Genomic DNA, 25,385 nt, shown 5'->3' on the forward strand with positions numbered 1-25,385 from the left:
GTGGCCTTGGGCGTGATGGCCCGGGCTTAGGCCATTGCGACCAAGGTCCTTACATGCAGACTCCTGCGCCGGTGAACGCGTTAATGCCGTACTCAAATACAATTAGCTTTAAGTATAGAACATACATTCTGTTTGGGAAAATGGCTAACATAATATTATCAATGAATTCCGGGTGTTCCTTGGTTTTTATTTTAATTAGAGGCATAATAAGGGGTGTCAAGACATATGACAAATACGGCGGCTTGCAAACACTGTCGATCGGTAAGCCGCGACATCAAATGAGGGACATAAGATGAAGAAGACTAGTTTCTGGCGTTTGTTAGGTTTTTTGGGTGCGATTTTGGTCTTGTTGACCGCTTGCGGTAAGCAGAGCTCAGCAGCAAAATCGTCGTCATCCAGTGCACCAGTAAAAATTACATACTGGCACCGGATGACAGGTTCGTATGACAAGGCATTGAACAAGCTCATCACGAAGTTCAATCAAAGTCAAAAGAAGTACAAAGTGGTCGCAACGTCACAGGGATCTTACAACGCGCTGCAGCAAAAGATCATGGCTGCAGGCAAATCCAAGACCCTGCCGACGATGGCCCAGTCGCCTTATACCAATATTGGTGACTATGTGAAGAACCAACTGTTGTTACCGTTTGACTCCGAAATGCTGAACGGCTCGGATAAGTTGAGCAGTAGCCAACTTAAGGATATTTACCCAAGCTTTTTGGCCGCCGGGAAGTACAAAGGTAAATACTACGGTCTGCCATTTTCGGTTTCGACTTCGGTGCTTTTTTATAACAAGCGTCTGATGTCACAATATAATATCAGTATGCCAAAGACATGGGCGGACTTTGCGGCTGATCAGGATAAGTTAAAAGGGACGGACATTAACGCTGTCGAGCTGGATCAAAGCTACGATGTTCCGTTAGAAGGGATGGCTTACGGTGCAGGTAGTCAACTGATTACACCAAAGCTAAAAGCCAACCTGAATGCACCTAAGACGTTGGCCGCCGTCAACCAGATTCTTGATCTGCGCAAGAGCGGCGCATTGAAGACAGCGGGCGAAGATCAGTACTTCAGCGTCCCGTTCGCAAATGGTAAAGCCGTCTTTGGAATTGGCTCATCAGCCACCGTTCCGGTCTTATTACAACAGGCGCCCAAGGATCTTGAATGGGGAACGGCTGTGATTCCTGAATATGAAGGCAAGCGCAGCAATCCATTAAACGGAAACTACAATGTCTTGTTCAAAGGCGCATCCAAGGCGCAACAAGCCGGCGCATGGGCATTCCAGAAATTCTTGTTGAAGTCGGAAAATGCTTCACAGTGGGCGATGGATTCCGGTTATGTGCCAGTTACCAAGAGTGCATCTAACAGTACGACCTTTAAGAATTACCTGCAAAAGCACGAACAATATAAAGCCGCCGTTTCTGCCGTGCCGCAAAGCTTTGCATCAACCGTCTTTGCTGGCTACACAGATTACCGCAACGACCTTATGAGCACAGTTGACAGTACCTTGACGAAAAACGTCAGTGGCGAAACCGCGTTTGATCAGTTGCAGAAGCAGACTGAGAAGATTTTAAAAGAAAATCAGTAATAGGGTCTCAATAAGTTAGTGATACCATTCGTATTCTAAAAATGACCGAACTGCCAGATTTTTTGGCGAGTTCGGTCATTTATTTTTCAGATTCGAAATTTTTGGAATGGTTAAAAGGCTAGTTTATTTTGTCTATGACAAGAAAATCCGGCAAGCAGATTTAGGCATCGGCCCGATTGTTTGAGCTAATGCGGGATCGCCTCTTGCCCCGATTTTTATTTGCGCTCATACGTAAGCACGAACCAGCCGTACGCAAGAAATATGATGCCGAGGGTTGCGATTCCTAATGAGTTGATCAATGTATCTATTGTCAGTCCGTCTTTCGAGGTGAACCAAATCAGAGCGCTGACAAACATGATCGCCCAACTGATTGAGTAAATCAAAAATGCCTTTTTATGCGATTTCATAGCATCTTAAAACCTCCATGCTTAGTAAATGGGTGACATGATATTTGGAAATAATGCCATTGTACCGTTAACTGAAACTAATAATCAAATAATATTATAATTACAAAAAACCCATCTAATTATTAACTGAGAACTTTATTTATGTGCCAATGTTTATAGCCTTAAAACATTATAAAATTACTTGACGACCATGGAATATGAAACTCATTTTGCTGCTTCAATTGGCGAAATACCGTAACTGCGGCATATTCAACGCAGACACAATTCCCTTATGGCGTTTGCGTCACCCAACCTCAGTGGGCTATGATGGTCGGAGGATTGTTAAGCATTAAAGGAGACCGATATGGAAATCAATGTACACAAGTTTCAGGAGGCAGTTTTAGCAGGCACTTTCGAGCATACAGAAGTGCATCTGACCGCAGCCGCTTTTAAAAAAGACGGTGTTGATGCTGCGATGGCGAAGGTGTTTACGGATGTCCGCAGCGCCATCGAAAAGAACCAGTTGATTCAGGCTGATTTGGTTATCGACTTTCCTGAGCCGACCACGATCACAGTTGAAACTGGCGTGATCAACCTGCCTTTTGCAAACGTCAATAAAATTACGAACTTTCTTGAGCCGGATGAAATTGTCCCGGTTCGTGTTTATTTAATCGTGACTTCCCCATTCGTCAACGTTTCCGGCTTGCGGATTGACGAAGCCGCAACGGCCGCTGATTATCTGCAGGACTTCGCAACGATCAATGACCAGATGATTGCCTCAGTTCAGGAAAAACTGGATCACATTCAAACCGAGATGGCTAAACCTAAGGAAATCGCCAAGGAAGTTCCGGCCAATAAACAAAAACCTGCGGCCAAAAAAACAACCAGACGGACTGCCACGAAGAAACGCACCACGACGCGAAAAGCCACTAAGAAATCGACAACTACAAGTAAAGTGGCGGCCAAAACCACCACTGCCAAAAAGACAGCGACACGAAAGACTGCTAAAAAGTAAAAGGGAAAAAGATGTTCCGGGTAGCCAGCGCGACTTAGTTGGAGCGCTGGCTATTTTCATGCTTGGCTTGACGATTATTGGAAGCGATGAATGAGGTGCGTTTCCCTTTGTTTTCCAAGGAGAATTCGCTAGGAGTAGTAAGAGGTCAGTGCCAAAGCGAAGCAATCGGAGGCCAGATGGGGCTCAGCTGTGAGATTGTACTAGCCGGGCGGTCTTCCCGGCGTAATACAAGGCCGAGCTTAGAGACTCTGCCGGTTTTGCAGAGGCTCTAAGTCGTGCCCACCACTCTAGTTTCGCGGTCGCCATCCCACAGCTGGCCGGAGATTGCGGAGTTTGGCACGGCAAGGTACCTATTGCCTGAGCCTCTTCACATCGTTCGGAGTTCAACAAATTAAAACAGTTCAGTAGAATTATGCTTCAGCTTCATCTGAGGAAAACGTGAGAATGATATGTGAAAACGGCCGAATGAATTGAAATGAAAACGATTGCATATTATTCTTGAGATGTTGGCGGAATAGGCCAATTTTGTTTCAGACACCAACCATAGGGGAGGTCGAGTTATTGAAAAAGCAGGGGATCCACGTCTGGCTCTTGGCACTTGCGGTACTACTGGGTATTGCCGTGGGTTTGAAGCAGCCGCCGAAGCAGGTCGCAGCTGCCGATAATCGATTGCAAAGTGTCTTTTCAATTGATGCCGGGCGGAAGTATTTTTCGGTTGATCAGTTGGAAACGATTATTGATCGGGCACACACGGACGGATACACCGATGTGCAGATTCTATTGGGTAACGATGCGTTACGCTTCATGCTGGATGATATGAGTCTGACCGTTGATGGAAAAACGTATACCAGCGATGCGGTTAAGCAAGCCGTACTTGCCGGGAATCAGGCTTACTACAACGATCCGAACGGTAATGCCTTGACGCAAGCTGATATGGACGCGGTTTTAAAGTATGCCGCTGAGCGAGACATCAACATTATTCCGGTGATCAATAGCCCCGGACATATGGATGCGATTTTAACGGCAATGACAAAGCTTGGGATCAACAATCCGGCGTTTAATGGCTCCAAACGAACAGTTGATTTGAACAACGACACAGCCATTGCTTTTACCAAGGCTTTGTTGCAAAAGTACGTTAGCTATTTTAAAGACCGTGTGACGATTTTTAATTTCGGCAGCGACGAATATGCCAACGATGTCGATACCGGCGGCTGGGCCAAGTTGCAACAAACCGGTACTTATCGCAAATTTGTGGCGTATGTAAATGACTTGGCTCAGATGGCGGAAAATGCCGGGTTGAAGCCAATGGTGTTCAATGATGGGATTTATTACAACGATCGCACGGATTTTGGCACGTTTGACCAGAATCTCATTGTGTCTTACTGGACGGCAGGGTGGTTTGGCTATGACGTTGCCAAGCCGGAATTCCTGGCGAATAAAGGCTTAAAGATCATGAATACCAACGATGGCTGGTACTGGGTGTTAGGGCGTATGACCGGCAATCTGTATAGTTATGAGACTGCGGTTGCCAGCTTAAAGAGCAAGAAATTTACGGATGTGCCGGGTGCCAGCAGTACGGTTCCGATTATCGGCAGTGTTCAGGCAGTTTGGGCCGATAACCCGAGCGCAAAGCTGGATATGCCTGCACTCCTGAAACTGATGGATCAATTTTCCACCACTTACACTGCCTACATGCCACGGCCGGCGGATTACAGCAAAGTTGACGCCGCGATTGCCACCGTGCCGCGGCAATTGAGCCAGTACACGGATGCTTCGTTAGCCAAATTAGAAGCAGCACTTAATGCCGTGATTCGCGGTAAAAAAGCCAACGAGCAGGCTACTGTTGATGGCTATGCCCAAGCGATTACCGCTGCCGTTAAGGGCCTGCAGTTACGTGGCGCTGATTACAGCCAAGTCGATGCTGCGATTGCCACAGCCAAAAAGTTGGACCGGCAGCATTACCAAGACTTTGCTGCAGTTGATGCTGCGATTGCGGCCGTGAAACGCGGTCTGGACATCACCCAGCAAAGCAAGGTCGACGCGATGGCGACTGCGATTCAGACGGCGATCAAAGGACTGGCACTTAAACCGACACCACCAAAAGCGCCAACGCCGACAACACCGGAACCCGCACCAAAACCGACAGCAGCCGCACCGTCAAAAGAGACAAACAAGCAATCGCCGTTACCAAGTACGGCAGAAGCAACGACACCAGCGTTAATGCTCGCAGGTGCTTCGTTGCTCGCGAGCATGGGCCTGTTATACTGGCGCCGTCGTGAGACAGATTAGTTATTTTTAAACTGACAATAACACCCGCTGCGCTTAATTGCGTAACGGGTTTTTGGTTGCCTCAAAACCGGTCAAGTGGCCGGCAACGACACGTCCAGCAACGAAAGGAATCAACATGAATGACAGTTTTTGGAATCACGACGCAATAACAGTGCAAAAATTGCGCTTTCATAAATGCAAAAGCAAGCGTTTGCAACAGCTGACAGGTGGTCTAGACTTTTTAATTGGAAAGGGGGAACGGCAATTTGAAAGATAAAAAGCTGTTGATTCTGGACTTCTTACTGAAGCACGGCACGGTTCATTACGATCAAATTGCCGAAGCGACCGGATTTTCCGAGCGCACAGTTGGCAATTACTTAAATCGGCTGGATGCAGATTTGGCGCCTTATGCCGTCAAGCTGGTGCGTAAGCGCAATGTCGGCGTGTCTTTAGACGGACCGGCCGACCAAAAAGCCCATTTGTTACGCAGCATTCATGGTCAGGAAGGGTTCACCTCGCAAACAGCACGTGAGCATTATCTGATGATCAAGTTGTTGCTGACCAATCGGCCGTATACCCTCAGCAAGCTTGCTGGCGACCTATTTGTTAGTCGCCGCACCATCGACAACGACTTTAAGTCCGTCAAGCGAGTCTTCCGAGAAAATCACGTAACCGTGCAAACCAGCCGAACCGGTATCCAAGTAACAGCCTCCGAATCACGGCGGCGCCATATGTTGGCAAAATTACTTCGCGGTTACTGGGGTGAAAGCCTGTCCGTTGCCAAGCAAAAAGACGGCGAGGTGGTCCAGCAGATTCATTTGCCGGCGTATCTGAATCATTTAGTCAATCCAGCGACCACCAAGGCGGTTATGCAAAGCTTGGCTGAATTTCTGAAACAGTCAGACTTGATCTTTTCAGATTATGCACTGCAATCGTTGGCCATTCATCTCATCATCGCTTGCGAGCGACCCAAAAAAGCCGCGCCTGCACCGGTCCACCCAGCGCCACTGCTGCCGGAAACCAAGCAATTATTAACCCTAGTGACTAAGCATGTGCACCGGACACTGGATAATGCCGATGCGCAACAGATCAACGCCCACATCGCAGCGATTCTGGATCGGCAGGTCAGTGATGCCCCGGCCGCAAGTATTGAGGATCAGGCAGCACCGGTGCTTAGACAGCAGATTGCCGGGTGGCTAACCGGGATATCGCCAGACACACGGCTGCTGGACGATTTAAGCGTTCATCTCAGCGGCGCTCTGGCCCGGATTTCCCAGGGTATGACGATTCCCAATCCATACACGGAAGAGATCAAACGCAATTTTCCAATGGCGTTTGATGCGGCTGCTCAGCTGAGCATGGCCGTTGCGAAACACTATCATGTCACTTTCAACGATGACGAGTCCGGCTTTCTCGCCCTACATTTCGAATCCTTCTTCGAACGGCAACATGCCGCAGATCGCATTTCAACGGTGGTGGTTTGTTCCAGCGGTGTCGGGACCAGCCGTTTGCTTGCCCAACGCTTGGAAGAACGCTTCCGCGAAAAGCTAGTCATCACGCGGACAATCGGCTTGGCAGACCTGATGCGGCAAACGATCCCCGAGACGTTGATTATCAGCACGGTGCCGATCCAAGGGATGCGCCAACCAGTGGTGATCGTGAATCCGTTGTTGTTGCAACATGACATCGAAAAAGTCGCGCAGCAAGCTGATCGCCTGCGTTTTGGAACAGATGGCGATGCTTTTCTCAGCCTGTTAGATCCAAAACTGGTTTTGCCGAATTTGCCGCAGACTGAGCAACATGCGGCCATGCAGGCAATGATTCGGCAATTGACAAAAAACGGTGTGTTTGAAGACGAAACGTTGCCGCTGAAACTGGCCGAAGATCGCGAAAAGCTCGCGACAACGGCGATGCGCCTCGTCGCGATTCCCCATATCTCGCCGGAAATGGTTCAGCGTCCGGCAATTGCCCTTGGACTGGCACCAGAAGGCATCGACTGGTCTGGGCAGAAGGTCAAAGTGGTCTTTTTCCTCGCACTCAATGCGGCTGCACCTGGCGATCAGCGCCGCATTTACCAAGTCATGAATCGAATGATTGATGATCGTCTATTTTGTGAAAAGCTGGCACAAAGTCCGACCCCAGCCAGCGCGTTAAAAACCTTATCTGAATATGTTCATAAAGGAGCGAACGGATTTGAATGAAGTTAATGTCACCACCGATGTTCACACAGATGTTGCGGTTCCCGCCGAGAAGCACGCGGCACTTGGAACTATTGCGACAATTTTAAGCACGAATCGTCCGATTTCAGCTGATGAGTTGCGCGACAACTTGATTGCACGCGAAGACGAAAGCAGCACGGGATTTGGTAACGGCGTGGCGATTCCACATGCCAAGGTCAACGGATTAACCGAACCTTTTGTTGGCGTTGTGACGTTCAAACAGCCTGTTGCGTGGGATTCTTTGGACGGCCAGCCTGTCTCGATCGCCATTGTCCTAGTAATGCCGGATCAAAACGGTGCGGACAAGTTGCATCTGAAAATGTTGTCGAAACTGGCGCGTAAGTTAATGGATGATGATTTTATCAAAGCCTTGAAGGACGCGCAGCACGATGGTTCGCAAATGACCAAAGTACTGGATCAAGTCTTATAAAATAAGGGGGAATTTTTGATGGCAAGTTTTGTTGGTGTTACCAAATGTCCGGTTGGCATTGCCCACACCTATATGGCAGCCGAAAAGCTGCAGAAAACCGGGCAGGCTGACGGTTACAAAGTTAAAGTTGAAACGCAAGGTGCGTCAGGCACTGAAGATAGTTTAACCGCTGATGAGATTAAAGCTGCTGATTTTGTTGTCTTGGCCATTGATGTTGCCATTGATGGCATGGAACGGTTTGTCGGCAAGCGGGTTGTCTTTTCAACGACGGCGGAAGCGATTAAGGATCCGCAAAAGTTAGTCGATGAAGGTAAGCATGCCGATGTTTATACTGGCGAAAAGCAGCATCAGGATGAAACAGCAGCAGCCGAAGCTGAAGATACGTCACATGAGCAAAGCCCAGTGATTAAACAACTGCTCAACGGGGTTTCCCACATGATTCCGTTTGTCGTCATTGGTGGTTTATTTATTGCGTTGTCCATCGCGCTGGGTGGTCACGCGACCGCTAAAGGGATGGTGGTTGCCCCGAATACAATTTGGTCAACGATGAATCAAATCGGCAACATTGGCTTTAGCTTGATGATTCCGATTCTGGCAGGCTTTATTGCGTATGCGATTGCCGGACGTGCGGCCTTGGCTCCAGCGATGGTTGGCGCGATGGTCTCTAACACCCCAGCCATTTTAGGCACCAAAGCAGGAACCGGTTTTCTAGGCGCTATTCTGGTTGGTTATGCTGCTGGTTATTTAACCAAGTGGATGAACTCCTGGCCGATTCCTAAGAGTCTGCGGGCCGTGATGCCAATTTTCGTCATCCCGTTGCTTGGTACCGCGATTATCAGTGCGGCGTTTGTCTATCTACTGGGCAGTCCGATTTCCTGGTTGATGACCGCACTGCAAAACCTGTTGACGTTCTTGTCCAAGAGTCCGTCCACGAGTGTCGTCTTAGGGCTTGTTTTAGGCGCCATGGTTTCGATTGATATGGGTGGTCCGATCAACAAGGTTGCCTTTCTTTTCGGGGTTGCGTCCATTACTGCAGGCACGCCTGAGATTATGGGTGCCGTTGCCTGTGCCATTGCCGTACCGCCATTGTCATCCGGGATTGCGACATTGTTCAAGTCGGAATTGACCAGCGACGAAGAAAAGACGGCTGGTGTATCGGCCATTTTGATGGGGCTGATCGGCATTACTGAAGGCGCGATTCCGTTAGCAACCGCGCATCCTAAGCAAGTCTTCCCGGGCATTATTATCGGTTCCGGGGTGGCCAGTGCCGTGGGAATGGTCTTCCACATTACCGATGCCGTGCCGCATGGCGGACCAATTGTCGGTGTGCTAGGTGCGACGAACAACTTAGGCTTATTCTTCCTGTCAATTTTAATCGGGGTCATTGTCTCGACCGCCATTATCGTATTCCTCAAGCAGCGCGCCGTTGCCCATCAAAAGAGCATGGCATCTGCTGAATAACGCAAATCAGCCCGCTGCGCATCTCTTGCGTAGCGGGCTGTCAGTGTTTTCAAACACCAAAGATCATCTTAGTAGTTAATTGTGATGAAACGTTGAACCAATTAACGAGTTTGGTTAATTTTAAAAAATGATAATGCGCTATTTTGATGAAGGGGAGCACGCGATACCGGATGATTGGCCTAGAGCAATCGTGTATAATGGGAGTCGATAGCAGGAAAAGCAGTTATGACACAGCGAACTGCTGGTAAACGTGACTAAAAGGAAGTGGATCTTTTGACAGAACCATTATTTTTGAAACCATACTTTAATCCTAAAATTTGGGGTGGGCGCAAACTTAAAACAGAATACGGGTTTGATATCCCGGACGGTAAAATCGGTGAAGCCTGGATTATCTCAGGGCATCCGCATGGACCGGCGACAATCGAAAACGGGCCGCTCAAAGGCAAAACCTTGCGTGAGGCATGGCACGAAGACCCGGCTTATTTCGGACCGCAACATAGTCAGGAATTTCCGCTTTTGGTGAAAATTCTGGATGCCGAAGCGAGCTTAAGTGTGCAGGTGCATCCGGATGACGCATACGCAGCTGCCCATGAGGCCAAGGGCGAGCTGGGTAAAACCGAATGCTGGTATATTTTGCAAGCTGATCCGGGATCTTACTTGATTTACGGTCATCATGCCAAGACGCGCGAGCAACTGAAGGACATGATCGAGGCCGGCGATTGGGAGCATCTGTTGCGCAAATATCCGGTTAAGACTGGTGATTTTGTCTATGTGCCAAGCGGGACGATCCATGCGCTTAACAAGGGGATTGTCGCTTTGGAAACCCAGCAGAGTTCGGATACGACATATCGGCTGTACGATTATGACCGAACCGACGATCAAGGCCATAAGCGCGAGCTGCACATCAAGCAAAGCCTTGACGTGACCACCGTGCCGTTCCAGGATCCTAAGCTGGATATTACCAAACAGCAAGTACCAGGCGGCCAGATCACGACCTTTGTCAAGCCACCGTTGTCGCCACATTTTGCCGTTTATCGCTTGGATGTTGACGGCACGATGCCGTTTACCCAGCAAGCACCTTATACCAATGTCACTGTTCTCGAAGGCGAAGGCACCTTCACGGCAGATGGCCAGGATTATCCGATCAAAACCGGTGACAGCTTCCTGATTCCTAACCAAATCAAGGCATGGCAGTTCACTGGAAAGCTGGCTATTGTTACATCGACACCGGGTGCGGACGCTTAATTAGAAAGCGACGGGCCAATCAATCTCAGGTCGTGCCAAACTCCGCAATCTCCGGCCAGCTAGGGTGGCGACGCGAAGCTAGAGCTGTGGGCACGACTTTGAACCCGCAAAAACCGCGGTTTCAAAGATCGGCCTTGTTGTAGGCGGGGCAAAGAGCGCCCCACCAACAACAATTCCACGGCTGATCCCCATCTGGCCTCCGATTGCTCCGCCTTGGCACTAGGATCTAGTAATACCAACAAACTACCAATGAAGAAATTAACAACGAACTTACCTCTCATCAACATTTTGAGGTGGGTTCGTTTTTTACTGTCGCGAATTGTCTGACAGTTGCTTTCCTATAAGCATTTGAAAGCCTTATTAACACCCGAAAAAATTAACCAAAAATGAGAACGCTTTCGTATTGATATTTTTATATCAAGCAGTTGGTTAAGCAAGAGAAAATCTGCATATTTGCGACCGTAGTATCTTTTCATGACAAGATCGTACGACTGGTATGGACCACGTTAAATCAAAAAAGCAGATTCACCAGATTAGAATTAGATCGTTTCCGTTGACAATCAGAAGTGCAAGCGCATATACCGCTAAGTGGTTGGTACCACGTGGAGGTGAGGATATGGAAAAGGTTCCGTTGACTAAACAGCTGGTAAATCAGCTGGAGACATTTATCAAAGAAAAACTTCAGCCCAATGACAAGTTGCCGTCCGAGCGGGATCTTAGCGAACTGTACCATGTCAGCCGAAACACGGTTCGGTCAGCGCTGAACGAATTGTTTCTACGCGGTTTTATTTATCGCAGTACCGGTAAAGGAACGTTTGTGGCGGAACGATTCGACGAGCGAACCGATGTCAGCGGCTCGTACAGTTTTACCAAACAGATGCTAGCCATGGATCGCCAACCCGTGACCAAGATTCAGCGGCTAGAAAAAATCGCGGTACCGGCAAATATTGCCAAGCGGATGCGCATCGATCCCGGGACGCCGGTGTATGTATTGGATCGGCTGCGAATTGCGGACAAGTTACCGATGATGATCGAGCGCAGTTACTTACCGGCGTTAACCGTGCCGGATCTTGAAAAAGACGCCTTGGCCAAGTCACCGTTGTATGACTGGTTGGAAGAGCACTACGGCATCCATATTGCCTCGGTTGACGAAGCGTTCTTCGCCGGCTTGGTTTCACCGGAAGACGCCAAGTTGCTCCGGGTTGCGCCGGCATCGGCGTGCTTGAACATTCGGCGGACGACTTTTGCAGACACTGGCGAAATCGTCGAGTATACCTTGAGCGTGGCGCGGGCTGATCAATTTGTTTATCACGTTCATCATGTTAATCACTAGGAGGATGGATAATTTGTTTGAAAAGACAACTGAAGAATTAACCAAATTAGGCGCACAGATTACGACAGCGGAGATTAAACAGCAGCCGGAACTGTGGCAAGAAGCATTTGATAATTACACCCGTGACAAAGAAAAGATCACTGCTTTCTTGAAACAAGTAACGGATGCCGCTAATGGCAAGCCGGTTCGGGTTATTTTCACTGGTGCCGGGAGCTCCCAATATGTTGGCGACACGGTAACCCCGTATTTGCGGGCACATGGCGATCGCAGCAAGTTTGTGTTTGAATCAATCGGTTCGACCGACATCGTGTCAGCACCGTATGATTTTTTGGAAGCCGACACACCAACGATTCTGGTTTCTTTTGCTCGTAGCGGCAACTCACCAGAAAGCCTGAAGACAGTCGAATTAGCCGAACAAGTAGTGCACAACCTCTATCAAATCAGCATTACCTGTGCGCCTGAAGGTCAGTTGGCTAAGAAATCCGCCAGCGAAGAAAAGACGTTGCTGCTGTTGCAACCGGCTGGCTCTAACGACAAGGGCTTTGCGATGACTGGCAGCTTCTCCTGCATGACATTGAGCGCATTATTAGTATTTGATACCGCTAGTGACGCCGACAAACAACAGTGGGTCAAGGCGATCGCTGCAATGGGCCAAGAAGTCGTCGATCGCGAAGCTGAAGTTCAAAACGTCATCAATCGTGATTTCGAACGCATCGTTTATCTGGGCTCCGGCAGTCTCGGTGGTTTAACCCGGGAAACGCGGTTGAAGGTTTTGGAACTGACGGCCGGTCAATACGCCACGATGTTTGACACGTCAATGGGCTTCCGCCACGGTCCTAAGAGCTTTGTGAATGACAAGACCTTGCTGTTCGACTTTGTCAGCAACAATGCTTATACCCGTCAATATGACATTGATGTGCTTGAAGAAGTCAAAGGCGACAAGATTGCCCCATCCGTCATGGCAGTTGGCACCAAGCAAGACCAGAACTTTTCAGGCGAGGGCTTCTATTTTGAAAATGGCCTAAAAGATCTGCCTGAAGGTTATCAGGCTTTGCCAGACGTGATGTTTGCCCAGACTTTGGCACTTTTGGCTTCCATCAAGGTTGGCAACTTACCTGACACCCCATCACCGACCGGAACCGTTAATCGAGTGGTCAAAGGGGTTATCCTGCACGACTATTCAGGTCAGGAATAAGGTTGGCGTTGTCATGGTGCAAGTCGGCAAGAAAATCGTGTCGGGTTGCATCGCTTAAACTGGGAGGCAAATGTTCATGAGTTATTACATTCACGCCGCAAAGTTTTTCCTTAAACATGCGACTGAAATTGGCGGCTATCTGGAAATTACCGATGACGGAGAATTCGGCGAATATCTGCCGGAAAATGCCAAGCCGGATGGCGACATCGTGGAACAACCCGGTAAGCTGATCGCGCCGGGGCTGGTCGATACGCACATTCACGGCCTTCTGGGTCATGATGTGATGGACAACGATTGGAACGGCATTGAGACAATGAGCCAGAACTTGGTAAAAGCCGGCGTCACCAGCTGGCTGCCGACCACTTTGACCGGTTCATTCGACCAGCTGAACGACGTCTGCAAAACCATCGCCGCACATGCTGGGGAAGAAACCGGCGCCAAGATCCAAGGCATCTATTTTGAAGGCCCGTACTTCACCACCAAACACAAGGGTGCGCAGAATCCTAAGTATTTTAAGAATCCGAGTGAAAAAGAATACGATGCCTGGCAAACGTCGGCAAATGGTCTCTTGAAAAAGATTGCCATTGCACCGGAACGTGATGGTGCCGTTGCCTTTACGCGGTATGCGACTGCTGACGGAACTGTGGTCGCATTAGGCCACAGCGATGCCACGTTTGAACAGGCAAAGGCTTGTGTTGATGTCGGTGCGTCAGTCTTCACCCACACGTTTAATGGCATGAGTCCGTTGAATCATCGGGAGCCCGGCATGGTCGGTGCCGCGATGTACCTGCAAGGCGTTGACGACGAGTTGATCTGCGACGGTCACCATGTACGGCCAGAAGTAGCCACTACGTTAATTCGGTTAAAAGGGGCGGAACATATCGCGCTGATCACCGATTGTATGCGGGCCGGCATGATGCCGGATGGCGATTATGTCTTGGGTGAATTCCCGGTTTATGTTAAAGACGGTATGGCACGCATGAAAGATGGCGACAGTCTAGCCGGTTCCGTGTTGGAATTGAAAGATGCATTGACAAATTTGCTGACATGGAATGCGGCGACACCGGAAGCGATCATTCGGATGGCAACCCAAACGCCGGCTGCTTCATGCAACATTGATGGTCAGTGCGGCAGCATTTTACCGGGTCGCGCGGCTGACTATCTGGTCCTGGATACCGATTTGACGCTGCAGGCCACGTATTTAGACGGCAAAATGGTTTATCAAGCCGAAGCATGAGAGATTATCTGACACAAAACCTGTGAAAATCGGGATTAATGTGTGAAACTGAAGAGTGTTAGCAGGACAGCTGTTATGAGTGAAAGGGGGCCAGGCCTTCATGACGACTTTTTCGATCGGGCATGATTTTATGCTGGACGGCAAGCCGTTCAAGATCTTATCTGGCGCAATTCATTACTTCCGGGTTCATCAAGACGATTGGTATCACAGTTTGTATAACCTGAAAGCACTGGGCTTTAACACGGTAGAAACGTATGTGCCGTGGAACTTGCATGAGTATCGCGAAGGCGAGTTTGATTTTAGCGGCATCCTCGATATTGAACATTTTCTAGATGTGGCTGAAGATCTTGGGCTGTACGCGATTGTTCGTCCGTCACCGTATATTTGTGCCGAATGGGAATTCGGTGGATTTCCGGCGTGGCTGTTGACCAAGTCCATGCGGTTGCGCACCGATGACCCAAATTATCTGCAGGCCATTGATCGCTATTACGCTGCGTTGATGCCGCATCTGGTTAATCATCAAGTCACCCATGGCGGCAACGTCTTGATGATGCAGGTAGAAAATGAGTACGGCTCATATGGCGAAGACCACGATTACTTGGCGGCGCTTGCCGAATTGATGAAGAAACATGGTGTCGATGTGCCGTTATTCACCTCAGACGGACCGTGGCCAGCGACACTAAATGCCGGCAGTATGATCAACGATGGCATTCTGGCAACTGGTAACTTTGGTTCGGCAGCCGATAAGAACTTTGATCGACTGGCTGCGTTTCATCAGGCGCACGGACGGGATTGGCCGCTCATGTGTATGGAATTTTGGGATGGCTGGTTCAATCGCTGGGGCGAGCCGATCATTCGCCGCGATCCTGACGAAACCGCCGAAGATTTACGGGCGGTCATTGAGCGCGGCAGTGTCAATCTTTACATGTTTCATGGTGGCACCAATTTCGGGTTCATGAACGGTACCTCTGCACGTAAGGATCACGACTTGCCTCAGGTGACTTCTTACGATTACGATGCACCGCTCAATGAACAAGGTAATCCCACGCCGAAGTATTTTGCCATTCAAAAAATGCTTCATGAGGTCTTACCGGACATTCAGCAAGCCGAGCCACTGATCAAACAGACTATGGCACCGGCTGAACATCCGCTGACGGCTAAGGTTTCGTTGTTTGCGGTGCTTGATCAGCTTGCTAAGCCGGTCGCAGCTGCTTATCCGCAAACCCAAGAGTTTTTGGGCCAGTATACCGGCTATACCTTGTATCGCGCGCAGCCGTTGATTAGCGGCACTGACAAAGGAACGCCAGCTAAATTAAGGGTGATTGATGCCCGCGATCGGGTTCAAGCGTATTTGGATCAGCACTGGTTGGCGACCCAATATCAGGAAGCCATAGGCGATGACATTTTGTTGCCACAGGTTGAAGGCCATCACCAGCTTGATTTGTTGGTCGAAAACATGAGCCGGGTTAACTACGGTGCCAAAATCGAGGCCATTACCCAGTTCAAAGGCATTCGGACCGGTGTCATGGTTGATCTGCATTTTATCAAGGGTTATCAGCAGTACCCGCTGGACCTGAATCAGGCGCCAGAACTAGACTTTTCAAAAGATTGGCAGTCTGAAACGCCGGCGTTTTACAAATACACGTTTGATCTGACAGAGCCGCACGATACTTATCTGGATTGTCGCGGATTCGGTAAAGGAGTGATGCTGGTTAATGGTGTCAATGTCGGCAGGTTCTGGGAGAAGGGACCCACGTTGTCACTGTATGTGCCAGCGGGACTCCTGCACGCCGGACAAAATGAGGTCATCGTGTTTGAAACCGAAGGCCGCTATGCCGAAAGCTTGAAAATGGCTGACCACCCGATATTTGTAGAACCGGATGAAGAGGAGGAGTAAAAAAATGGCTATTATTGCAGCACGTATTGATGGTCGCCTGGTCCATGGCCAGGTTGCCAATCTTTGGACCACCAAACTGGGTGCGACCAGAATTATCGTTGTCGATGAGGCAGCTTCCAAGAGTGACATCGATAAGAGTGGGTTGCGGATGGCAACCCCGGAGACGGTTCGGTTGTCAGTTCTGGATGTTAAGACCGCGGCTAACCACATTTTGAACCACAAATATGATTCCCAGCGGGTTTTCATTGTCGCAAAGCGGCCGGAAACATTTTTGGCCTTAGTCGAAGCTGGCGTGCCGATTAAAGAATTGAACGTCGGCAATATGTCTCAGACGGATCAGACTCGGTCCATTACCAAGTCAATCAATGTGGTTGATGATGACGTTGAGACCTTCAAGAAGCTGGATGCCGCTGGTGTTCACTTGATTGCACAAATGGTTCCGGGGGATCCCGCAGCAGATTTCATGACGCTGCTCAAAAAAGGATAGGGGGAGTCAACAATGATTGCATGGTGGCAAATAGCACTTTTAACATTATATGCAGGTTATCAAATCCTTGATGAACTGCAAATTTATTCAGCCATGAGTTCACCAGTTTTTGCCGGATTAGTATCAGGTTTAGTCATGGGCGATATGAAAGCCGGTTTGATGATCGGTGCGTCCGTTCAGTTGATGGTTTTAGGGGTCGGCACATTCGGTGGTGCATCTAAAATTGATGCCAACTCCGGGACGATTCTGGCAACGGCTTTCTCCGTTAGTTCAGGGATGAAGCCGGCTGCAGCGGTTGCTGCGATTGCGGTTCCGGTTGCAAGTATCATGATTCAGACCGATATCTTAGCACGTTTTGCCAACACCTTCTTTGCACATCGGATTGATAAGATGGTTGACGAATATAACTACAAAGGTATCGAACGTTACTTCCTTGCCGGTGCACTTCCATGGGCACTGTCACGGATGATTCCGGTTGGTTTGGCGCTTTCCTTTGGTGGCGGCTTTGTTACCAACGTGGCACATGTCTTGAATACAAGTTGGAAATGGTTAGGCGACGGGCTCACGACTGCCGGCGCGGTTCTGCCGGCTGTCGGGTTTGCGATCCTGCTTCACTACCTGCCAGTTAAGAAGCATTTTGCTTATCTATTCCTTGGGTTTACCTTCACGATGCTTTTCACAACGCTGTTTGGCAGTGTCCAGATGCTGGGTACGGCGATGACTGAAGTTACCAAGAAATTCACGGCAAACTTCAATGGCTTGTCCATGTTAGCGATGGCGTTCATTGCCTTTGCCTTTGCTGCGATTGCTTACCAGCAGTCAACAGCACTGCACGATAGCACTGGCGGCGGTAACGGTGAAAGCGGTTCTGCACCGAAGAAGAATACCAATGAAGAGGGGGAAATCACCGATGATGAACTCTAATAAACCCACTTACAAATTAACGGATAAAGATTTCCGGCAGATTAATCGGCGTAGCTTGTTCGGCTTCCAGTTGGGTTGGAACTACGAACGAATGCAGGCATCAGGTTACTTGTACACGATCCTGCCACAACTGCGGAAGATTTATGGTGATGGCACACCTGAACTGAAGAAAATGATGAAGACGCACACGCAGTTCTTCAACACGTCTAACTTCTTCAACACCATCATCACCGGGATTGATTTGTCAGTCGAAGAAAAAGAAGGTATCGCCGGCGAAGAAACCGTCGTTGGTATGAAAACCGGGTTAATGGGTTCCTTCGCTTCCATTGGGGATTCAATCTTCGCTGCTTTGATTCCTGCCATTTTCGGGGCCATTGCGGCTAACATGGCACAAGAAGGTAACCCAGTTGGGGTGTTCATCTGGATCGCCGCCCAAGTTGCCATCATGGTCTTCCGGTGGAAACAGTTACGGATTGCGTATAACGAAGGGGTTTCCTTAGTTACCACCATGTCGCATCGGCTGGCGGCTTTGACCAACGCCGCAACGATCATGGGGGTCTTCATGGTTGGCGCGTTGGTTGCAACCATGATTAACGTTAAGTTCGCCTTTGCACCAAAGATCGGCAATGTGCCATTGGATTTCCAGAAGTATTCGGATATGATTATTCCTAAGCTGTTACCAGCTTTGATCGTGGGTGCCATCTACTGGCTGCTTGGCCGTAAGCACATGACCTCGACTCGGGCAATCTTCATCGTCTTGTTCGTATCCATTGCACTGTCCGCCTTGGGTGTCATTGCAAAAGGCTAATCAAGTACGTAAAGTTTTAGTTGTAAGCATGAGCTGCTCCAGCCATATCTGATTGCAGGTATCATTAAACAGTCATGCGATTTTAAATCATCATGAACCGCGGTCGGTTGGACCGGCGCATGTTAAAGGAGTTTTACGAGATGAGCAAATTAGTTTTAATCAGTCATGGTCAGTTATGCGAGGAACTCAAAAAGAGTGCCGAAATGATCATGGGACCACAAGATGATATCGCGACAGTTGCGTTGCTGCCGAACGAAGGACCTGAAGATTTTCAAGCCAAGTTCAAAGCCGCAATCGAAGGGGCCGATGATGTTACCGTGCTAGCCGATCTCAAAGGCGGCACCCCCAACAATGTCGCTGCCCGGGTGTTGGCAGAAGGCGGCAACTTCGACCTTTATGCCGGCATGAACCTGCCAATGGTCATCAGCTACTTGAATGCCCAGATGCTGGACATGAAGCCTGATCTGCTAGGCGATGGTAAAGCTGGCGTGGTTTATATCAACGATATCGTGAAGCACTAGTCAGTTTTGAATGACTGAGGAGAGCCTGTATCCGGTTGGATGCGGGCTTTTTTCATGTCTCATTTATCAATAGTGAAGTTCACGATGCCATGGGTGGCTATGAATTATTTGAATATGATCTTGCCCGCGAGTTGAACATTCATCCCCGGACAGATGATAAAAAGTGACCATGATCAACACTCGCATGCCGCGATGCATAATTGGCGGTATGCGGGTGCTGTTTTTGCGAGTATGATGGACGAAATGACACGATTGAGTTGACCTTATTGAAGACATCACATTTTTTTGAAAAATTTAAGGTAGAATGCTTTTGTAATCTTTTCAATAACAGTACAATGGAGAAAGTCACTTTTAAAATGAAAGCAGGTATCTGAATGGATGACAAACTAAAGATCATTGAATTGCTCAAGCACCAGGTGACAGCTAAAACGGCTGAATTAACGACCCAAAATATTCAGAAAACAACTCAAGATATTCAAGATTTGCTCAAAATCCTCAATGATGTCGCTGCAATCGATTTTGTTGCAACGCCGTCTGAGACACCTACTAAGCAAGAACCAGCAACAACTTCTGAAGAAAAGACTATTGAGGCACCGACTCCAAAACCGATTGTCACCACGCTAGTAGAAAAACACGAGCAGGTGCCGCAACAGCCTAAAGTCAGCAGCGAGCCTGAAGTGCCATTGTTGTCAGAGCACTGGCTGAATAATCACAAATCGTATATTGGCCGGTTCCATTTGGATTTGAATGGTGGCCATGTCGGTTCCATTAAAGTCTCTGAAAGTAAGTTACATAAAATGTCGAACCCACCGGAAAACGGCGATTGGGTGCGAGCGGATGAATATAAAGATGGCGATTCAGTGAATTATAAAATGACGACACTGAAGCGTGATCCTTTGCCGACCGACATTGTGCGGCTGAAGTTTCTGCCTGCCGTCTTCCGCCAAGATGTGAAGCGTTGGTACATTGAATTTAAATCGCCAGAGCATGAAACTACCCAACAATTGCTTTTAGGTGATTATGATGTGATGCTATTTAAGCTGAAACCGGGTGACTACATCGACTATGCTTATCGCCGCGGTCAGGAAATTGACGGGAAAATCATTTGGCGCTACACGAATTCGGCCGCAGTTGCGACCCGCATGAAGCAAAAGTTTGCCAAAGCAACCGATACGGAGCCTAATCATGAAACGGCTGCGAGTCGTCAAACGCAATACAAAGCTACGGTCAATAAACCGGCCAAACGGAAGCAACGCGCACTACAGCAGGTATTTGCCAACAAACAACTATTACTCGTCTGCATTGAAAACTCCGGCATGCCGCGTAAAGTTAAGCGCAATGTTGAGGAACGCGGCGGCAAGCTGATTCTCTCACCGCGTTCAGACTCCAACGCGATGTTAAAAAAGAAAGTTCAAAAAGCCGATATGGTGATCGTGCCGACTGACTTTGTCGATCATGGCCAGATGTTTGCCGCCAAAGATGAAGCTAAACGCATCGGCAAGCCGATCTGGATGGCTAAGAACACCAATGAACGCAACATGCTTCAATGGTACAAGCGGCATTTTCCCAACGAAGCTAAGGCACCAGTGATGGATTATGAAGCATAGTTAGCTTTGCTTGCTGAATGATGGCGAGTGCTCAGCGTCATTAATTAATCACAAGCGCAAAAAATGGATCCTAGCGGGACTGAATTACGTCTCCTAGGATCCATTTTTTGTCATTATTCTGTGATTCGGGCGATTTTACAAGTGCCTTTTTTCATCGTCGGCCACTTGGCATAGGTGGCAAGGATGCGATCCACTGCTTCCTTGAGCAATGGGCGCGGCATGCCGATGTTGAGGCGGACAAAGCCGTCGCCGTTTGCGACAAAATAACTGCCGACAACGCAGGATAAATCAGCCGCGGTGAAGAACTGTTTCATGCTGGTTTCGTCAGGAAAAAGTCGGTGCGTGTCGATCCAAGCCAGAAAACCGGATTCGGCTGGCATCACCTTCATCTCGGGAATGGCGGTGAGACGCTTTGTTAAATAGTCAAAGTTGGTGGCGACATAAGCGACCATTTCATCTAACCAGGCGTCACAGTCTGTGTACGCAGCGATGAGCGCCGGAACGGCAAAACTGTTGGGTGAGGTGATTGAGTTGGCGCTGAATTGTTGACTGAGTCGCGCCCGAATTGCTGCATCTGGGATGACCACGTAGGATGTCTTCAGACCGCCTAAATTAAAGGCTTTGTTAGGTGACAAGCAGAGAATGCTTTGCGACTGAATCGCCGGATCTGCCTGCCAAATGCTGGTAAATTTGACGCCGGGATAAACAATATCGCGGTGAATTTCATCGCTGACCAGTAAAACGTGATGTTGCCGGCACAGCTCAGCGACTTTTGCCAATTCCGCTGCTGTCCAGACGCGTCCGGAGGGGTTTTGCGGGCTGCAGAGAATGAACAGCTTGACGTCAGGGCGTTGCATTTTGGTCGCCATATCGGTGTAGTCAAAAAAGTACTGGCCTTCCTTAAGCACCAACGGACTGGTCACGAGCTGGCGGTGGTTGTTTTGAACCGCTTCGGCAAAAGGATCGTAGGCAGGGGTGTTAATTAAAACCCCTTCACCAGGTGACGTAAAGGCTTGAACCAGATAGTGCAGCGTCGGAACGGTGCCGTAGCTCAGCTTGATCCAGTCTTTTTCGAGCTTAAGCCCGAATCGGCGGGCATTCCAGGCGATGACGGCGGTGTAAAAAGCTTCAGGAATATAGGTATAGCTGTAGTCTGGCACTGCCGCCCGGGCCATCATAGCTTGGTGAATCGGCGGAGCAACTGGAAAGTCTAAATCGGCCAAATCCATGGGAATCGCATCTGGCGTTAGGCCGAATTTTTCAGCGAGCACCTGATCAGCCCACTTGCGCGCGTTGCCGGCTTTGCGGTCAAAAAGGGTGTCAAACTGGCTCATTTTCCACTACCTCCAGTTGAGTTAAGTGGCGCGGTGTTTGGTTCAAAACACGGACACCGGTTGCGGTGATCACCACATCGTCTTCGATTCGCACCCCACCAATGCCAGGCAAATAGGCGCCTGGTTCGACCGTCACGATCATGCCAGGCTGCAAGATCATCTGGCTGCGCGGGTTGAGAATCGGCTGGTCACCGCCAAGTCCCAGTCCATGGCCGAGACCATGGGTGAAGCAGTCGCCATAGCCAGCAGCCGTCAAAACACCGCGCGCGATTGCGTCAACTTCGCGGCCCTGCATCCCCGGCTTGATGGCGGCGATCGCGGTTTGCTGAGCAGTGAGCACAGCTTCATGTACTGCCGCAAGTTCCGGGGGAGGCGAACCGATGCTAAGCGTCCGCGTCATATCTGATTGATAGTCGTCAAAAACCACGCCGAAGTCAACCGTGATCAGCTCGCCTTCCTCCAAACGCCGAGCAGTGGGCCGGCCATGCGGAAATGCTCCCCGCGGGCCGCTAGCGATGATCGGGTCAAACGCCATCGCTGACGCCCCTGCTTCCAGCGCGTAAAAATGCAGCCAAGCACTGAGCGTTTGTTCACTGACCCCTGGCCGAATATGCGGTAAGAGTTGCGCAAAAATGGTGTCTGTGACCGCACAAGCAGCAGTTACCGCAGCGATTTCCGCTTCATCTTTGACCGCCCGTTGCCGCGCCACGAGATCGTCGGCAAGCGTAAGCGTCCAGTTGTGGGTCGCTAATGCTTGATACTCCGCGATCGAAAAACCGCCGCTGACCAGACCGATGTGCTGACTGCCTTGCGTTTTTAAACAGTCGATCAATTGGGGCAAATAACTGCCTTGAGGGACTTCAACATTCGTAAATCCTTGGGTATCGGCGGCTTCAGCACGGTAACGTCCGTCGTGAAGCTGCAGTGCCTGCGTTGGCGTGATCATCACATATACGCCACTGCCCGGTAATGCGCCGACATAGCGTTTGCTTGGCCGATCATGCAACAGCAAAGCATCTAATGCTTCGGTTTCCAGAGTCTTTTGTAACTTGGTTAAGTGACTCATTCTTTTCCTCTCATTCATACGTGCCTTTGAAAAAAGGGTGCACATCTATCAAGCGGCACCCTTAGCAACATCTATTTTCCGCAAACCCGGCTGATTAAAAGTCGAGATCCAACCCAGCCAAGGTATCTTCGTCTTCTTTTGAAAAGATTGACTTTTGGGCGGCTTTTTTGGCTTCATCGCGTAATTCAACGCGTTCCATCACCTTAAAGAATGGCCAGTAAAGTGCGACCGCCAAGACCAGTTGCAAGGCGTTGGCTAAAATCGTGCGGTAGTCGCCGTTGGTTAAGAAACCTTCTAGGAAAACGCCGACATAAGGTGGGTTGAAGATCGGTTTGGCAATCCAACCCCAATGCATGAAGAACATCGGTAACGTGCCGATGATGGCCCCACCGAAAACGTGCGGAATGAACATGATCGGGTTCAGGATGATCGGTGCGCCGAAAAGGATCGGTTCGTTGATCCCGAATAAAGCCGGGAATAGGGAAATTTTACCGATTTTCCGATAGCGCTTGCTCTTGGACAACATGCAGGCAACTACGCAGCCGATTGAGATGCCGCAGCCGGTAAAGCCGAAGAAGCTGGAAACCGCGCCGGCTGTGTAAAAATGGGGAATGGCTTCGCCGGCATTCATCGCGGCAATGTTTTCGGCGATGAATGTGACCATAATCGGACTGGTGATCGGTGAGAAAACCGATGAGTGGATGCCGAAGAAAAAGACGGTACAGATCGCAAAATTCAGGGCTAAGACGGCCCACGGATTGTCCATACTGCCGACCAGTGGTGCCAAGAAGCGGGTCAAAATGCTTGGCGGCAACTCACCAGCTATGTTTAAGAACGCAAACCGGCCAGCAATGAACGCGCCCCCGGTAATGAGGGTGACCGGAATCAGCTCAAATGAACGGGATACGAAATCCGGCACCCCTTCAGGCATTTTGATCGTCAGGTGATGCGTTTTGCACCAGTGATACAGTTCCACCGTCAGCAAAGCGACCAGCATCCCGGTGAACAGTCCGCGAGCGCCAAGGTTGGCGACATCTAATTGGCCGGCTTTGTTGAAGGTGGCAACCATCATCAAAAAGGCAAAGCCAGACAAGGTGACGCATCCAGGAATATAGAGTTTGTAATGATTACCGAGGTTGTAGGCAATGGACAAACAGGCATATAGCCCGATCATGCCAATGGACAGCTTGACCGGTAAATCAAACAGTGCGGCGTTGCTAGTAATGAACTGCGAAACAACATTCTTAGGTCCGAGCATATTCGGTAATGCCGGAATGATGGTGAAAATACTACCGAGAATGGTAAAAGGCGTCATCACCACCATCCCAGCCTTAATCGCGCTTAGGTGGCGCTGATTGTCCACCTTATGCGCAATCGGCATGAAAAAACGATTCATAAACGCTTCAAACTTGTTAAACATCGCGGGATTCACTCCTCTCGTGGTGTGAGCGTGAGCCAGCCCGGTTAGAAACCGGAGTGTAAGTGGCCTCGGGCGTGATGGCCGGTCTTTGACCATTGCGCCCGAGGTCCTTACACGCAGGTTTCTGGGCTGGCGAACGCGTTATGGTGAGCGTGAGCCAGCCCAGAATTTAAGCCGACAAACGCACAGTGCTAAGTATTAACCGGCGTGCTTCTTCTGGTATTTGGCATGTGTCACCAGCGCCAGCTTCATCACAGTCGCACCATCCATTTGACCGTAAACATCCTTGTCGATCACGGCATAAGGAATGTGCCGCGGTTCGCAGATTTCGCTAATGTAGCCGGTTTTGTGACCGATTTGCGGCCCAACCAAAACAATGTCATAGTTATCGATTTCGTCCTCCAGACCATCAACGGGAATGGCGTTGAAGTGAAAATCCGCTTCATTCAGCTTACGGCTGTCTTTCACAACCTTGGCCATATTTTGCATCAACATATTGGTGGAAAAGCCACCGGCACAGCATAAAAGAATTCGCATTTGGAAGTTCCTCCTATTTTTGAGTGTTGGGAATTGGCATAGCAATTTTTTGTTTTGAAATATGTTTATTGAGCTGGTTTACGTTCTGTTTTCGAAGATTTCTATTAATGTCTCAATCAAGTCCCGTGCCAGCTGACTGGTCATGTAGTGGTCTTGGGCGTGGACCATGAGCAAGTTGACCGGTTCGGGTGTCTGATCAGGGTCGAATTCTCGACTGATCATGGCCGTTTGGGCATTATGAGCGGCGACATCAATTTCTTTAGACTCCGCCAACAAATTGCGCGCGCGGTCAAAGTCGCGTGTTTTCACCGCAGCCAGCGCTTCGAACGCTTTGGTTTTACTTTCACCGGCGTTCGCAATGAGTTGCATAATTTCAAGTTCCTGGGTGGTTGCCATAAAACGCTCCTTTA

The 25,385-nt window shown here is 49.3% G+C and carries 21 protein-coding genes; 16 read left to right on the forward strand and 5 right to left on the reverse strand.

What is annotated here, in order from left to right:
- Positions 1–292: 292 nt before the first annotated feature.
- From LACZS1_RS01920 to LACZS1_RS01995, 16 genes are all read left to right on the forward strand, one after another.
- Positions 293–1,585, forward strand: coding sequence for an ABC transporter substrate-binding protein (locus LACZS1_RS01920; protein ID WP_070650377.1), 1,293 nt, complete (start codon positions 293–295; stop codon positions 1,583–1,585).
- A 750-nt stretch (positions 1,586–2,335) separates the two neighbouring features.
- On the forward strand, positions 2,336–2,986 hold the full coding sequence (locus tag LACZS1_RS01925) for a hypothetical protein (protein ID WP_070650376.1): 651 nt from the start codon (positions 2,336–2,338) through the stop codon (positions 2,984–2,986).
- A gap of 561 nt (positions 2,987–3,547) precedes the next feature.
- Entirely contained in the window at positions 3,548–5,275 is a 1,728-nt protein-coding gene (locus LACZS1_RS01930) for a family 20 glycosylhydrolase (RefSeq protein ID WP_274804275.1), read from the forward strand.
- Between the two features lie 245 nt (positions 5,276–5,520).
- Complete coding sequence (locus LACZS1_RS01935) at positions 5,521–7,455, forward strand: BglG family transcription antiterminator (RefSeq protein ID WP_070650375.1); 1,935 nt, start codon at positions 5,521–5,523, stop codon at positions 7,453–7,455.
- Positions 7,448–7,903 carry a PTS sugar transporter subunit IIA gene (locus LACZS1_RS01940; RefSeq protein ID WP_070650374.1) on the forward strand — a complete coding sequence of 152 codons (456 nt, stop codon included), beginning with the start codon at positions 7,448–7,450 and terminating at the stop codon, positions 7,901–7,903. The genes LACZS1_RS01935 and LACZS1_RS01940 overlap by 8 nt, the downstream gene beginning before the upstream one ends.
- A gap of 18 nt (positions 7,904–7,921) precedes the next feature.
- Positions 7,922–9,364: a PTS fructose transporter subunit IIC gene (locus tag LACZS1_RS01945; protein ID WP_047107727.1), complete on the forward strand. Its 1,443-nt coding sequence runs from the start codon at positions 7,922–7,924 to the stop codon at positions 9,362–9,364.
- A 273-nt stretch (positions 9,365–9,637) separates the two neighbouring features.
- On the forward strand, positions 9,638–10,609 hold the full coding sequence (manA, locus tag LACZS1_RS01950) for a mannose-6-phosphate isomerase, class I (protein ID WP_070650373.1): 972 nt from the start codon (positions 9,638–9,640) through the stop codon (positions 10,607–10,609).
- 616 nt (positions 10,610–11,225) lie between these two features.
- Positions 11,226–11,942: a GntR family transcriptional regulator gene (locus tag LACZS1_RS01955; RefSeq protein WP_047107725.1), complete on the forward strand. Its 717-nt coding sequence runs from the start codon at positions 11,226–11,228 to the stop codon at positions 11,940–11,942.
- Positions 11,943–11,955: 13 nt separating this feature from the next.
- Positions 11,956–13,137: an SIS domain-containing protein gene (locus LACZS1_RS01960; protein ID WP_070650372.1), complete on the forward strand. Its 1,182-nt coding sequence runs from the start codon at positions 11,956–11,958 to the stop codon at positions 13,135–13,137.
- Between the two features lie 76 nt (positions 13,138–13,213).
- Positions 13,214–14,374, forward strand: coding sequence for an N-acetylglucosamine-6-phosphate deacetylase (gene nagA / locus LACZS1_RS01965; protein ID WP_070650371.1), 1,161 nt, complete (start codon positions 13,214–13,216; stop codon positions 14,372–14,374).
- Between the two features lie 100 nt (positions 14,375–14,474).
- Complete coding sequence (locus LACZS1_RS01970; RefSeq protein WP_070650370.1) at positions 14,475–16,271, forward strand: glycoside hydrolase family 35 protein; 1,797 nt, start codon at positions 14,475–14,477, stop codon at positions 16,269–16,271.
- A gap of 4 nt (positions 16,272–16,275) precedes the next feature.
- Positions 16,276–16,758 carry a PTS sugar transporter subunit IIB gene (locus LACZS1_RS01975; RefSeq protein ID WP_010492740.1) on the forward strand — a complete coding sequence of 161 codons (483 nt, stop codon included), beginning with the start codon at positions 16,276–16,278 and terminating at the stop codon, positions 16,756–16,758.
- A 12-nt stretch (positions 16,759–16,770) separates the two neighbouring features.
- The gene (locus LACZS1_RS01980; RefSeq protein ID WP_025013260.1) at positions 16,771–17,682 is read left to right on the forward strand and encodes a PTS mannose/fructose/sorbose/N-acetylgalactosamine transporter subunit IIC; all 912 of its coding nucleotides are present in this window, start codon (positions 16,771–16,773) and stop codon (positions 17,680–17,682) included.
- Complete coding sequence (locus LACZS1_RS01985) at positions 17,669–18,490, forward strand: PTS system mannose/fructose/sorbose family transporter subunit IID (RefSeq protein ID WP_010492745.1); 822 nt, start codon at positions 17,669–17,671, stop codon at positions 18,488–18,490. Before LACZS1_RS01980 ends, LACZS1_RS01985 begins: the two co-directional genes overlap by 14 nt.
- A 140-nt stretch (positions 18,491–18,630) precedes the next feature.
- Entirely contained in the window at positions 18,631–19,011 is a 381-nt protein-coding gene (locus LACZS1_RS01990; protein WP_010492747.1) for a PTS sugar transporter subunit IIA, read from the forward strand.
- 374 nt (positions 19,012–19,385) lie between these two features.
- Complete coding sequence (locus LACZS1_RS01995; protein ID WP_070650369.1) at positions 19,386–20,618, forward strand: DUF2325 domain-containing protein; 1,233 nt, start codon at positions 19,386–19,388, stop codon at positions 20,616–20,618.
- Positions 20,619–20,731: 113 nt separating this feature from the next.
- Here the strand turns inward: LACZS1_RS01995 and LACZS1_RS02000 are convergent, their stop codons facing one another.
- The 5 genes from LACZS1_RS02000 to LACZS1_RS02020 all read right to left on the reverse strand — a co-directional run bounded on the left by LACZS1_RS02000 (position 20,732) and on the right by LACZS1_RS02020 (position 25,371).
- Positions 20,732–21,952 carry a MalY/PatB family protein gene (locus LACZS1_RS02000; RefSeq protein ID WP_070650368.1) on the reverse strand — a complete coding sequence of 407 codons (1,221 nt, stop codon included), beginning with the start codon at positions 21,950–21,952 and terminating at the stop codon, positions 20,732–20,734.
- Positions 21,939–23,018, reverse strand: coding sequence for a M24 family metallopeptidase (locus LACZS1_RS02005; RefSeq protein ID WP_070650367.1), 1,080 nt, complete (start codon positions 23,016–23,018; stop codon positions 21,939–21,941). Before LACZS1_RS02005 ends, LACZS1_RS02000 begins: the two co-directional genes overlap by 14 nt.
- Before the next feature lie 94 nt (positions 23,019–23,112).
- Positions 23,113–24,438, reverse strand: coding sequence for a PTS sugar transporter subunit IIC (locus LACZS1_RS02010; RefSeq protein ID WP_070650366.1), 1,326 nt, complete (start codon positions 24,436–24,438; stop codon positions 23,113–23,115).
- A gap of 198 nt (positions 24,439–24,636) precedes the next feature.
- Positions 24,637–24,975 (reverse strand): PTS sugar transporter subunit IIB, encoded by a 339-nt coding sequence (locus tag LACZS1_RS02015; RefSeq protein WP_010492769.1) that lies wholly within the window; start codon positions 24,973–24,975, stop codon positions 24,637–24,639.
- Positions 24,976–25,053: 78 nt separating this feature from the next.
- Positions 25,054–25,371 carry a PTS lactose/cellobiose transporter subunit IIA gene (locus LACZS1_RS02020; RefSeq protein WP_010492771.1) on the reverse strand — a complete coding sequence of 106 codons (318 nt, stop codon included), beginning with the start codon at positions 25,369–25,371 and terminating at the stop codon, positions 25,054–25,056.
- Positions 25,372–25,385: the final 14 nt, after the last annotated feature.

It is taken from the genome of Lacticaseibacillus zeae subsp. silagei (assembly GCF_030770335.1).
Lineage (GTDB): Bacteria > Bacillota > Bacilli > Lactobacillales > Lactobacillaceae > Lacticaseibacillus > Lacticaseibacillus zeae.